At 36.6% G+C, this 13,606-nt stretch carries 10 protein-coding genes; 2 read left to right on the plus strand and 8 right to left on the minus strand.

What is annotated here, in order from left to right; genetic code table 11:
- Positions 1 to 10: 10 nt before the first annotated feature.
- Positions 11 to 3,058, minus strand: coding sequence for a SusC/RagA family TonB-linked outer membrane protein (locus P164_RS09670; protein ID WP_028376190.1), 3,048 nt, complete (start codon positions 3,056 to 3,058; stop codon positions 11 to 13).
- Positions 3,059 to 3,330: 272 nt separating this feature from the next.
- Positions 3,331 to 4,215 (minus strand): DUF808 domain-containing protein, encoded by an 885-nt coding sequence (locus P164_RS09675; protein ID WP_028376191.1) that lies wholly within the window; start codon positions 4,213 to 4,215, stop codon positions 3,331 to 3,333.
- Positions 4,216 to 4,422: 207 nt separating this feature from the next.
- Between P164_RS09675 and P164_RS09680 the strand changes: the two genes are divergently transcribed.
- Complete coding sequence (locus P164_RS09680) at positions 4,423 to 5,289, plus strand: SdiA-regulated domain-containing protein (RefSeq protein WP_028376192.1); 867 nt, start codon at positions 4,423 to 4,425, stop codon at positions 5,287 to 5,289.
- Between the two features lie 226 nt (positions 5,290 to 5,515).
- Positions 5,516 to 9,121: a ShlB/FhaC/HecB family hemolysin secretion/activation protein gene (locus P164_RS09685; RefSeq protein ID WP_028376193.1), complete on the plus strand. Its 3,606-nt coding sequence runs from the start codon at positions 5,516 to 5,518 to the stop codon at positions 9,119 to 9,121.
- Positions 9,122 to 9,293: 172 nt separating this feature from the next.
- Here P164_RS09685 and P164_RS09690 read toward each other — a convergent pair whose 3' ends face one another.
- From P164_RS09690 to P164_RS09715, 6 genes are all read right to left on the minus strand, one after another.
- Positions 9,294 to 10,172 (minus strand): sulfate/molybdate ABC transporter ATP-binding protein, encoded by an 879-nt coding sequence (locus P164_RS09690; RefSeq protein ID WP_028376194.1) that lies wholly within the window; start codon positions 10,170 to 10,172, stop codon positions 9,294 to 9,296.
- Positions 10,169 to 10,840, minus strand: coding sequence for a molybdate ABC transporter permease subunit (gene modB / locus P164_RS09695; protein WP_028376195.1), 672 nt, complete (start codon positions 10,838 to 10,840; stop codon positions 10,169 to 10,171). Before modB ends, P164_RS09690 begins: the two co-directional genes overlap by 4 nt.
- Entirely contained in the window at positions 10,837 to 11,241 is a 405-nt protein-coding gene (locus tag P164_RS09700) for a molybdopterin-binding protein (protein WP_051621325.1), read from the minus strand. Before P164_RS09700 ends, modB begins: the two co-directional genes overlap by 4 nt.
- Entirely contained in the window at positions 11,234 to 12,046 is an 813-nt protein-coding gene (gene modA / locus P164_RS09705; RefSeq protein WP_234405846.1) for a molybdate ABC transporter substrate-binding protein, read from the minus strand. The genes P164_RS09700 and modA overlap by 8 nt, the downstream gene beginning before the upstream one ends.
- A 130-nt stretch (positions 12,047 to 12,176) precedes the next feature.
- On the minus strand, positions 12,177 to 12,899 hold the full coding sequence (locus P164_RS09710) for a DsbA family oxidoreductase (RefSeq protein WP_028376198.1): 723 nt from the start codon (positions 12,897 to 12,899) through the stop codon (positions 12,177 to 12,179).
- 51 nt (positions 12,900 to 12,950) lie between these two features.
- On the minus strand, positions 12,951 to 13,601 hold the full coding sequence (locus tag P164_RS09715; protein WP_028376199.1) for a hypothetical protein: 651 nt from the start codon (positions 13,599 to 13,601) through the stop codon (positions 12,951 to 12,953).
- Positions 13,602 to 13,606: the final 5 nt, after the last annotated feature.

Raw genomic sequence — 13,606 nt, forward strand, 5'->3', positions numbered from 1 at the left:
ATCAATTTTCTTAAAAATTAAAGTTAATCCCGGCATTATAGATTCTCATTTGAGGATATCCCCAAGCTCTAGAATCGCCGTTTTCAGGATCATAGTTATCAATGCCTGTCCATGTAAATACATTATTTGCATTTACGTAAATGCGTATTCCCTGAAATAAGTTTTTACCAAAAAGATCTTTAGGCACATTATACGCAATCTCGATATTCTTAAGTCGTAAGTATGATGCATCTCGCAGCCAGAAAGAAGAACCTGCGTGGTTGTTGTCTGCATTGATCAAAACACGTGGCTCACTAGCATCTGTATTGGTAGGTGTCCAGCGATCTAAGTTTGATTTTAATGCACCTGCTCCTACAAAAAATGGCCATGCTGCTTCACCTGAATAATACTGGTTAACATTTGTAGCACCCTGAAGTAAGAATGATAATTCAAAGTTTTTATATTGAAAATTAGAGTTAAAACCAAAGATAATTTCTGGAGTATTTGAGCTTCCTATATAAACACGATCCAGGTCATCAATAGTTCCGTCACCATTTATATCTTCATAACGTATATCTCCAGGTGCTGTATTACCTACCTGAGTAGCTGCATTGTCTACTTCTTCCTGAGTTTGAAAAAGTCCCAATGCTTTGTAACCAAACTGTGCACCAATAGGTAATCCTGTTCTTCTTATGTTTTCATTTACAGACTCGGCCTCGTCAATAAATACAATCTTGTTTTTAACATAGGTAAAGTTCCCTCCTATTGAGTAACTAAAATCATCATTTACTGTACGAGAATGACCTAAGGTTAATTCTACACCACGGTTATCTACTTTAGAAAGGTTTTCTACAGGTAAGCCAACTCCTAATAAGTCGGGTACCGATAAATTACGGGTTCCTAAGATATCACTACGCTTATCGTTAAAATAATCAAAGGTTATCGATAAATTTTTGTTCCATAGGGTAGCGTCAAATCCTATATTAAATTTCTTTACGGTTTCCCAAGTAACATTTGGGTTTGCTAAAATTCCTTCTATAATAGAAGGCTGCACATCTCCGTCGCCAAAGACTGCATTACCAGACTGGTTAAATGATTGCAGGTATAAGAAACGAGCATTGTTTAAACGGTCATTACCCAAAACCCCATAAGAACTTCTCACTTTTAGAAAATCTATAACTTCCGAGTTTTGTAAGAAAGGTTCTCTAGATATGATATATCCTACAGATCCCGAAGGAAAGAATCCCCAACGTTTATCTGCTGCAAACTGTTCTGACCCGTCTGCACGAAAACTTCCTTCTAAAATATATTTATTAGCAAGTGTCCAGTTTAATCTACCTACAACACCTTGTCTTGCTCTGGTACCCGAATAACCTCTATTGTTTCTATTTGCAACACCACCAAAATCTAACTCGTCAATATTTAGAGTGTATTGATCTCTATAGCCACTTAAAAATCTCCATTTTTCTTGAGTTTGTGTATACAAGATCAACGCTGAAAAATCTGAGTTATCAAATGACTTTTCATAGTTTAAATGCGCTTGTAAAGTAATAGATTGAAAATCGTTGTTATCTTGATACAACTCAGTAATTGCGGGTTGTTTTACAAAAGTACCATCACTTAATCTATCGAAATAAGGTGTTTGCGGGTATACGAAGTTCTTTTGATCTGTAAAAGTCTTGTCGTAAGAAGCAATACCTTTTATGGTTAAACCTTCAACAGGCAATTCTTGTTCTAATTGTATACGTCCTCTAAATGCTTGTTCGCGTTTATTTCTGTATCCATTTTCCGGCAAAGCCAAATATGCAGGACCGCCCGAGTAGCTACCATCTGACCATTGTATTGGCACTTCATTTGGTGGTGTTCCCATAATCCAACGAAACAACTCTGGAGAAGCTACATTATTTGCATTTTCATCACGCCCAGAAAGGTCAAAAGATAATTTGGTCGTGTTGGTAACTTGTGCATCAATATTCGATCTAAAGTTATAACGCTTAAAATTATTGGAAGGCACAATACCATCTTGATCTAAATACCCAAAAGAAACTGCATATTGTACATTTTCTGAACCTCCATTTGCAGATATACCATATTTTCTTAAAAGAGCAGTATCATCTAAAACTGAAAGCCAGTCGGAGTTGGGATGTGTATCTGGACTAGAATTATTTAGATATTTATCTAAATCTTCTTGCGTATAAAACGGCTCATCACCTTGGTTTACTAACGCCTCATTATACAGTGTTGCAAAATCGTACGAATTTAAAAATTCTGGTTCGTTTGTACGTTCTTGAACCCCAATACTACTTGAAAATGAAATTTGCATTTTACCGGAAGCACCTCTTTTAGTAGTTACAAGAATAACCCCATTACCTCCTCGCACTCCAAATACCGCAGCACTTGCAGCATCTTTAAGAACCGAAAAAGACTCAATCTCATTAGAGTTTAATTGAGAAAAATCTCTTGAGCTACGCACAATACCATCTATCACATAAATTGGAGAAGCATCTCCTGTAGTACCTATACCCCTAATAAATATATTACTCCCATCATTACCCGGTTCTCCCGAACGTTGGGTAGCAATAATACCAGCAGATTGTCCTACTAAAGCATTACTTAAGTTAGGTGCCGGACTCTCTGAGATTTCTTTTGCACTAATTTCTGATACAGCTCCAGAGATAGCACTTCGCTCTTGCTTACCGTAACCTATTACAACCACCTCGCTCAACTGATCTAAGTTTTGCGCTAAGCTTACATCTATAACACGTTGACCATTTACTTTAACTTCCTTAGGTTCAAAACCCAAAAAAGTAAATACAAGTATATCGTCTGGAGAAGTTACTGTAATTGTATAATTACCGTCAAAATCTGTTACTGCTCCTGTAGATTTTCCTTTCAATACAATATTAACACCCGGAATGGGCATTCCGTCATCCGTTGAAACTACGGTTCCTGTCACCTCCGAGCTTTGCGCTAAGGCTAAGGCAGGCAAAATCATAAAAATAAATACATAAATATTGCGTAATACATTATGTTGTTTTTTACTTGATTCCCCTAATTTTTTGAGTCGCTTTTTAATCATAAAGGTTAGTTTAAGAAATCGATTTAGTTATTTAAGTGTGTTTTTTACATTTGTGAAATTAAGTATTTTTATTGAATTCATTAATAAAAAATCAGTTTTATGTTAATGAATTGTTATTTGATCATGAATCACAATCTATTTAAGAGTCGATGTACTATATTCTAAAACATAAAAAAACCTGTAAGTATTAGTTACTTACAGGTTTTTTTATGTTGAATTAACAATAGTACTTAAATAGATTTTGCTAAATCAGTAACTATTAAAAAATAGAACTAGTGCGCTGCTTTGGGTTTGATTATTTTTTTTGCACCATTAAATATCAAAAGAACAATAAAGCCAATGACCAACCCTGCAAGGAATTCAAAAAGGATTGCCGGCAAATGCAGAATTTCTTCTAAATGATGAAAAAAGTCCAGATTGTGCACAAAAATTCCTCCGGCAACAAGGAAAAGTGCGATGGTACCTATTACACCAAGACTTTTAATTACCCAGGGCAATGCATTTACTAAAAACAAACCAACCTTGTCTGAAAAACTATCTTCCTCCTCGTTTAAGTTGATTAGTTTGGTCCCAAATTCATCCATACGCACGATGAGTGCAACAATTCCGTAAACGCCCACGGTAGCCAGAAGGGCAATGACGGTAACAACGCCAATCTGAGTTGCTATGGGTTCTGTGCTCACCGTACCCAAAGCAATAATTACGATCTCAACAGACAGTATAAAATCGGTTAAAATTGCAGATTTTACCTTTTCCTTTTCACGGGTCATTAACTCCTCTTCAGAAAGATTGTCCAGATTTTGAATATCGTTATGCTTCTTGTGAGGCACAAAATACTCGTATAATTTTTCTGCACCTTCGTAGGCAAGATAGAGCCCTCCTAAAATTAAAATCACAGTTATCGCGACCGGTAAAAAAGCACTCAGCAAGAAGGCAATTGGCAGAATGATAATTTTATTGAGAAGCGAACCTTTAGTAATTGACCACAAAACAGGCAATTCACGGTCAGACATAAATCCCGAAGCTTTCTCTGCATTTACAGCCAGGTCATCGCCTAAAATTCCGGCAGTTTTTTTACCTGCTACCTTACTCATTACTGCAACATCATCCATTAATGCTGCTATATCATCTAAAAGGGCAAAAAATCCTGAAGCCATAAAGCCTGTTTTTGGTTAGGGCAGCAATATAAGTTCCCGATTTTTAAAATGGAATTAAATATTTTATAATTTATTGGATTATATATGTGTTTAGATTTCAATTAAGCCTACAAACATTAAAGTTATTTTAAAGCCAGACCCGTGTAGAATTCTATTTCTTAGTTTTACTTCAGTTAAGAACAAACGAAATCCTTTTAAAAATCAGCTATGAAATATCTTGCACATTATGTGATTGTTGGCGCGTTGTGCTTTTCTGGCATATTATCTTATGCTTTTTATAAAAAATCAATTGCTGAAGAAAAAGAGATACTAGAAAACGCTACTTACACTATTGTAAAAACCTGGGAATTGCCAGAACTTTTAAACGAAGTAAGCGGTCTGGCCTGGGTTAACGATTCTACACTCGCCTGTATACAAGACGAAGACGGTTATATTTATCATTATAACTTGAATAGCGAAGAGATTTCTTATGACGTAGAATTTGCTGAAAATGGAGATTATGAGGCCATTGCGTTAGATAGCACAAACGCATATATAATGCGCAGCGACGGTCGTATTTTTGAGGTTCTTAATTATATGAAAGACACATTAAATGTAAGTCATTTTAATACCCCCTTTGACGAAGACAATAATATAGAGAGTCTTGCTTTCAACCCTAAAACTCGTAATCTTATCACAGTTTCTAAAGATAAAGGACTCAATGAAAAACGGTTTAAGGGTCTTTATGAAATTCCTTTAGATACTAAAGTTCAGAAAGAAAATCCGGTGGTACAAATAGATATGAATGCCGAAGCTTTTGCTGGTTTTCAAAAGAAAAAAGAACAAAAAACCTTCAATCCTTCAGATCTGGCAATTCATCCAAAAACAGGAGATTATTACATTGTAGATGGTAAAAAACCAAAATTGCTCATTCTAAATCCCAACGGAAGTATTAAAGCCCTACACGAATTAAATACCTTTCACTTTGCGCAGCCCGAAGGAATAACTTTTAGTCCAGACGGTAAACTTTATATTGCTAATGAAGCTGCTTCGGGTGTAGCAACTCTTATGGAAGTCACCCTTGATGAACAATAATATTTTAGAGCGATTTATACATCTCACCTGCATACTTTTCGCTAAAATTCTTCAGAGAAGTTTCAGTTTCTAAAATACTCTACCGTAGATCTATTTGATTGAATTTTTAGAGCTGTAATTTAAAAACTCTTAACACTTCATTAAAACAGTGTTATAGAGGGTTAAAAGTTTTTAAGCATTAACATATTTACTATACTTTCGATTTATAAAATTTCACCTCCACCATATGATTCACAAATACGCACCCGCGGTACCCTCACAGATTAATAAAGCATATTTATTTTTAGCTCTTATACTCTTAATAAGCCAATTTGGTTTTGCTCAGAAACAGGAAATTGAACAGGTTTTTTATTTTACAGGCAATACAGAATTGCAGACGGGTAATCCTACCCAATCAGTTTTACAGGCTATCAATGCAATGTCTAAAAGCGATAAAAATGCAACTTTCGTAGCTTTAGGAAACATCACTAAAGATGGGTATCCCCCAAAAAAATCTGATCAAAAGAAAACTGAAGAACTTCTTGAAAAAAGTATAATGCAACCCTTAAGTGATTTTAATGGGAACGTAATTTTTATGCCCGGGGAAAATGAATGGAATAAGAATGGGCACGAAAATATAGACGATATGGAGTCTTTTATACAAGACCATAGCAAAGTCAAATTCTGGCCTAATGACGGTTGTCCTCGCGAAATTGAAGATCTAGGTATGAAAAACACCGAACTGTTGATGATAGATTCACAGTGGTTTCTTGAAGATTGGGATGATCATCTGTATCTCAACAACAAGTGTGACATTAAAACTCGTGATGATTTTTTTGCAAAGTTTAAAGATGATTTAAAAGACGAGCAAAATAAAACGGTGATAGTTGCGGTGTATCACTCGGTTTCCTCAAACTCTAAACAAAGTTTTATTGAGAGTATAGGAGGTACTAGCAAAGAGGATTTTCATAGCAATGAACGTGAGAAGCTAGGCGGTACTTTAGAAACCCTGGCAGGTATGTTTCCTGATGTGATTTTTGTTTCGGCAAGTGACAGAAACCTTCAATACCTTACTCATCACGATGTTCCTCAAATTATAAGTGGGGCTGCATCTGCAAAACTCGATAAGGTGCGCAACACAAAAGATGATGAGTTTGCGGCTAAAACAAATGGTTTTGCACGACTTACGGTTTATAAAAATCGCAGTACTAAGGTTGAGTTTTTTGAAACTGGTAAAGGAGAAACTAAAAAATTATTTGAAAAAGTAATACGCTCTGAGCAAACACAGCCTAAAGATGTAACCTATCCTGACATTAGTAATCTTGGGCCTACATTTAAAACTTCGATCTACACTAAAGAAGAAACAAACAAAAGTGGATTTTACCGAATGCTATGGGGTAATCATTACCGCGATTTGTACAGTAGAGAAGTTGAAGTCCCTGTACTTGATTTGTCAAAATTACCCGGCAATCTTCGTGCAATTTCAGAAGGCGGTGGTAATCAATCGCACTCGCTTCGCCTTATAGATGATGAAGAACATGAATATACAGCTCGTGAAATTCGTAAAAGTGCGGTACGTTTTATTCAGTCTAAAATTAAAGATCATTATGTAGAAGACTTTATGCAGAATACCATTGCAGAAGATATTGTACAGGACTTTTACACCACTGCACAACCCTATGCCCCGTTTGCTTTAAATCCTATTTTTGATAGTTTAGATATTTACAATGCACAACCTAAACTCTATTACTTACCAAAACAGAAACAGCTGGGCATTTACAATGAAGATTATGGTGACAAGCTTTATATGTTTGAAGCTCATGCAGGTGATGAGAATAAAGATTTTTCACGTTTTGGTAATGCAGACGATATTATAAGTACAAAAGATTTACTGGCAGAAACCCGCGATTCTAAGAAGAATCAGGTAGATGAACCCACGTATTTAAAGATACGCCTCATGGATTTTATTGTAGGTGACTACGACCGTCACTATGACCAATGGCGTTGGGCCGAGTACGAGAAAGAAGACGGTAACAAATCATATAAAGCTATTCGTCGTGACCGCGATCAGGCGTTTCCTAAATACGACGGTCTCGTACTTAGTATTTTAAAAATGGGGATGATTGATTTTCGCTCTATGGAAAAATATGATGATGATGTTGATAATGTCAAATGGATGAGTCGTTACGCATATCCTCTTGATCAGGCATTTTTAAAGGAAATCACCTGGGCAGACTGGGAAAAGCAAGTACAATTTATTCAGGAAAATCTAACTGACGAAACAATTGATAAAGCTTTTGCTACGCTTCCCGAAGCTGCACAAGATGAAAGCATTGTTAACATCAAACGTAGTTTGAAAGGGCGTCGTGATAATCTTAAATCTATCGCAAAACGGTATTACGATTATTTAATGAGTCACCAGATTATTACCGGAACCGGTGAAAAAGATGACTTCTTAATCACACGCCAACCAGACGGAAAAACAACGGTAAGATTAACTACTTCAGAAGATGTTATTTTTGAAAGAACGTATGATCAATCACTTACTAAAGAAATCTGGATTTACGGTCTTGATGATGACGACACCTTTAAAATTATAGGAACCGGCGACCATTATATTCCGCTTAAAATTTTAGGAGGAGAAAATAATGACATTTACGATTTTGAAAATACTAAACGTGCAAAAGTGTATGATTACAAGAGTAAGAAAAACACATTTACCAATTCGGTTACACGCAAATGGTTAGTTGATAGTTATACAATTAATAACTACAATGATGCTTCTCGTAAATTAAATGCAAACACATTGTTCCCAAGTATTGGTTTTGACCCGGATGCCGGTTTTAAAGTAGGTGTAAAAGACACCTATACAACGTATGGTTTGGCTAATAACCCGTTCTCAACTCAACAATCTATAACAGCACAATTTTATTCAGCAACCAACGGTTTTGAACTTATTTATCAGGGAGAATTTGCTCACGTATTTTACAACTGGAATTTTGCCTTAGATGCACGCTACACCAGTCCTAATTATGCAATCAATTATTTTGGAACCGGAAACGACACGTTTTATGACGATGATGCCGTAGATCGCGATTTTAACCGGGTACGCATCAAACAATGGAGTGTCTTTCCATCTTTAAAATACAGAAAGGATAATGTAACTATTAGTTTAGGTGCCGGTATTGAGTCCCTTAATGTTGAGTACGACATAAACGGTGTTACAGGTATTAATATACCTCCTGTAAATTTAAACCCTACAGATGATGTGTTTGACAATCAAACCTATGCCGGTGCAGAAGCCAGTTTTCAGTATAAAAACAAAGCAGGTGAGATTGCTTTTATTAGAAGAGGGTATCAGTTTGATCTGGTTGCGGGTTACAAGTCTAATATTGATGAATACAACAACGAGTTTACCTACCTAAAACCAACCCTTTCTGTTGATATACCCTTACACCCTAGCGGAATGGCAGTTTTAGCAACAAAAGTAGGTGCACATATGAACTTTGGAGATAACTACGAGTTTTACCACGGGGCAACTTTAGGCGGAAATCAAAGTTTAAGAGGTTTTCGTAATGAGCGTTTTAATGGGCAAACATCATTTTATCAAAGCACCGATTTACGAGTAGGACTTTCTGAAATTAAAACCAACTTTATACCACTACGTATAGGTGTTTCTGCAGGTTTTGATTACGGCCGTGTATGGACGGAAAATGATAATTCAGACCAATGGCACAACAGTTATGGGGGTTCTGTATTTATAAACGGATTTAAGGCACTTACCGCAAATGTGGGTTACTACTTGAGTGATGAGTCTAACCGCTTAGTTTTTACTTTAGGTTTTGCGTTCTAAAATTGAAAACACAATTTAAATCAAATCAAAATCCTGCTTTTAACAAAGCAGGATTTTTTGCTTTACAACATTATCATTTTAACCTGAAGTAAAAATGAGAATTCTAGACGCTTTAAAATTTTAGAAACGAGACTACTTGTTTTTCTGAAAATAAAAAATGTTAAATACTAAACTATCCTTCTAATTTATAGAGTAACGGGTTGAATGCTTTAGAAACAACCAGCACCTTGTCTCCGGGTTTTAAGTGTTCTGCCTCCTCATGTTGAATGACCACTTTAACGACTTCGGTATGAATGCGCACCGTTACAATGCCTATAATTTCTTCTATATCTATTTTTAGAACTTCACCAGTGAATTTAAATTTTCCACTTAGATTTTGATTAATAAATACCTGCTCGGGAGTTCCTTGTTTTGCAATTAAACCATTTTCTAAACAAACCACGCGATCTGCTAGTTTTACAATTTCGCTAATGTCGTGAGAGATAAGAATCGTGGTTAAATTAAATTCGTTATGTACGCGTTTAAGATATTCCTGCAGCTTGTATCTTATTGTAGTGTCTAAAGCGGCCAGCGGCTCATCAAGCAATAGAATTTCAGGTTTTTGAACGAGTGCACGTGCCAACGCGACGCGCTGTTTTTGACCACCGCTTAATGTATCGGGCTTACGGGTTTGCAACTGGCCCAACTCCATAAGTTCTAAAAGATCTGGGATTGGGTTATTCTGGCTTCCTTTCGCTTTAGCAAACTCTAAATTCTCAAGAACCGTCATATGCGGAAACAAGGCATAATCCTGAAAGACATAGCCTACTTTTCGTTTTTGAGGCTGAAGATTTACTTTTTTTGAGGCATCAAACCAAACTTCCTCATGAACACTAAGAGTTCCTGAATCGGGTTTCATTAAACCGCTAATCATACGTAAGGTCGAGGTTTTACCCACACCCGAAGGACCGTAAAGATTTACAAACTCGCCCGCTTCAATTTGTAGATTTAAACGTAATAGCATTTCCCCTTCTGCCGCCTGTAACGTTTTGCTGAGATCAAGTTTTATCATTTGAAGAAGCTTTTAAAGTAGTTTCCGTTTACGAGATAAACCAAAAGCAGTATGCAAAAAGTAATTGCAAAAAGTACCAACGAGTAAAAATTAGCCGCGTCATAATTAAGTGCTTCCACCTCATCGTAAATTGCTATAGATGCTACTTTTGTTTTACCGGGAATGTTTCCACCTATCATCAAAACCACACCAAACTCTCCTACCGTATGCGCAAAAGACAATACTATACCGGTTAGTATTGCCGGTTTAATTTGAGGTAACTGAATTTTAAATAAGGTTTCCCATTTTGATTTTCCCATTACATAAGAAGCTTCTGTAATCGACTTGGAGATCGAACTCAAACCAGATTGTATAGGATGCACCATAAACGGTAAACTGTAAATTACTGAAGCAATTACTAATCCTGTAAATGAGAAAACCAGTTTTATACCCAAAACAGAATTTAACCAACTTCCCACCCCATTATTATGACTAAATGCCATTAAAAAATAGAATCCTAAAACGGTGGGCGGTAAAACCAGAGGCATACTTACTAAAGTTTCTACGACCGGTTTTAAACGGGATTTAGAGTTGCTAAGCCAGTAGGCAATGGGAGTTGCGATGATTAATAAAATTAAAGTAACCACCAGAGCAAGTTTAAATGTGAGCAACAGAGGTTCCCAATTCATAATCTACGTAGCATAACTTCGTTTAACTTAACCATTGCTACAACCTCACTTGAGACCGCAAGATTTAGCTTCATAACTGCTGCTGTACTTATGATTGAAGTAAGAGCACCGGCAGTAGTACTGAGTTTGATTTTACTTAATAATTTTCCTTTTTCAATACCTAAAATGGTCGCAGGTAGTTGATTTTGCAAACTCACATTAGATTGTTCACCTATTCCTATAATTACTTCAGTTTCTTTAAAGACAAGCGATACTTTATGTCCTTTTTGTAAATAGTCTGCAGTTTGCGGGGTATCAATCACGATTGCTTTGAGAAATAACTCAGAAGTCACAGCAACCTCAACTATCGTTAAATTGCCGCTTACTTCCAAAGCGTGTATATGACCGTGTAGTTTATTCATTTCCCGAATATCCAAAATCTGAAAGTATTTTCTGCGCTTCAGGCGAAAAAAGATAATCATAAAAAGCCGCTGCCGCATTTAAGTTTGCGCCTTCCCGGTTAAGCACCACCACGCCCTGAGCTATGGGATCGTAAAGTTTTTCATCGATAATAGCCCAGTTACCTTTGTTTTTAAGTGCAGGAGATTTTACTACTGCTAATGCTGTAAAGCCTATCTCGGCTGCGCCAGAAGTTATAAATTGATTCGTCTGAGCTATGCTTTCGCCATAAACCAACTTATGGGAGATAGAATCGTATAAATGCTGACTTTTTAATACTGAAATAGCCGCACTGCCATAGGGTGCAGTCTCAGGGTTTGCCAGTGCAATATGCTGTATAGAAGCACTGGTAAGCATACGTAAAATAGGCAATGACTCGTCTGAATAGGACCATAAAACCAGTTTACCGTATGCATATATCTTAGGAGGATTTATCGCCATCCCGGCATCATATACCGCCTGCGGATAGGTTAGATCTGCCGCTACAAAAATATCATAGGGCGCGCCTTCTTTAATCTGAGCGGTAAGTTTACCAGATGAACTTATTACAATCTGGCATTTTACACCTGTTTTGGCCGTAAAGTCTGCTGCTAATTCGTGAATCGCAAACTGCATATTTGCCGCAGTTGCGATACTTAAAACGGTTTCAGATTTTTGTTTACAAGTAATCAAAAGCATACTTATACCAAGTACGGTTAAAACTACGAGCAGTCTATTTACAATCTTAAAACTGTTGTGCATTTTTAAATAGAGTATGAGTGATAACAAAATAAGGCTTTTAAAACGAACTTACTCTGAGAGAAACTAGAACAAATCGTTTAAAATTTACCGTGCACTAAAAAAAAACGCTTTCAGGGTTCTGAAAGCGCTCATCAAAAATGTACTAGTTCTATTTTTCTTAATCACAATTTCCATCTGCATCGCAGCTCTGCCCTTGCATCACTTCAAATTCTAATGAATTGTGTTTAGCGTGCCACTCGCTATATGCTTTATCAATAACTTCAGAAAATTGCTCTTCGGGTTGTGCTCCTGAAACCGCATATTTTCGGTCAAAAACAAAGAACGGAACACCGCTTACTCCCAGTTGCTGTGCTTCTGCTATGTCCTGCTCTATAAAAGCAGCAAAGTTCTCTTCTCTCAATTCGGTATGTATCGCTTCTTCAGTAAGGCCTACTTCTACGCCCAACTGTACCAGCACATTTGTATCATCTACATTTAAACCGTCTATAAAATATGCTTTCAACAAGCGTTCTTTCATAGCATCCTGCAGACCTTGCTGACCGGCAAGATGTATCAATTGGTGCCCTTTATGTGTATTTGCGACAATTACCTTATCATAATCAAAATCAAGGCCGGTTGCCTTAGCATAATCGGTTACGTGATCTATCGCATTTTGTGCCTGCTCTGCACTCATACCCTTGCGATCTTGTAAATACTGTTTGCTGTGTATCGAAGCATCTGTTTTAAGATCTGGTGCTAATGAAAAACTCTTCCATATAACTTCTATGCGGTCACGATGTGAAAACTGCTCTAAAGCTTTATCAAAATTACGCTTGCCTATATAGCAAAACGGACACATGATATCACTCCATATTTCGACTTTCATTGTATTTGGTGTCATGTTATAATTTATAGGGGTTACCAGATACTAGTCGTAAATACAGCGTATACCTTACAATGGGCTAAGTTTATGCGCTGCCGAAACGCGAATGACAAAATCTCCTACAGTAGTAGATTTTAGAGAAAAAGGTATCGTAAGCGGAAACAAACCGGCCAATGTATTAACTGAAAATTTATCTACTTCCTGACCCGGTCTCGAGTTGTCTGCATAGATATAAATACGTAGCGTCTCTGGTAATGAATCTACCAAAACATATTCTCGCATAAATGAAAGTGCCTTTGCCTTACTTTTTTTAGGATAGTCTATTTTCTGCGCCACCAGGTTCGCCTTAAAACTATTACCCTCAATGTCTGCTAGCCGCATTTGAGGTACAAATAACTGTTTTTTAATGCCTAAACAATCGCATAGACTATATACCGAAATACGATAAATGCTATCTGGTTTCGGAGCAAAGTGAAGCATTTTAAAATTAGATCGAGTCAACGAATCGGCTTTATAAATAAGTACAGGATCTTCTACTTTTAAACTGAATTTATAGTCGGTATTAGATTTTAAAAGCGGTGTTTCTTCCGGTAGATAGGATTTAAAATCTGTAATAGGTTCGCGATTAATTAAATCCTGATACACCTGTAAACCATTTAACTTAGCAGCGCAAGAACTTAAAAACACTAAAGCAACTAAAACTACCAGCTTTTTGTACATATTTT

This window comes from Leeuwenhoekiella sp. MAR_2009_132 (assembly GCF_000687915.1).
GTDB lineage: Bacteria > Bacteroidota > Bacteroidia > Flavobacteriales > Flavobacteriaceae > Leeuwenhoekiella.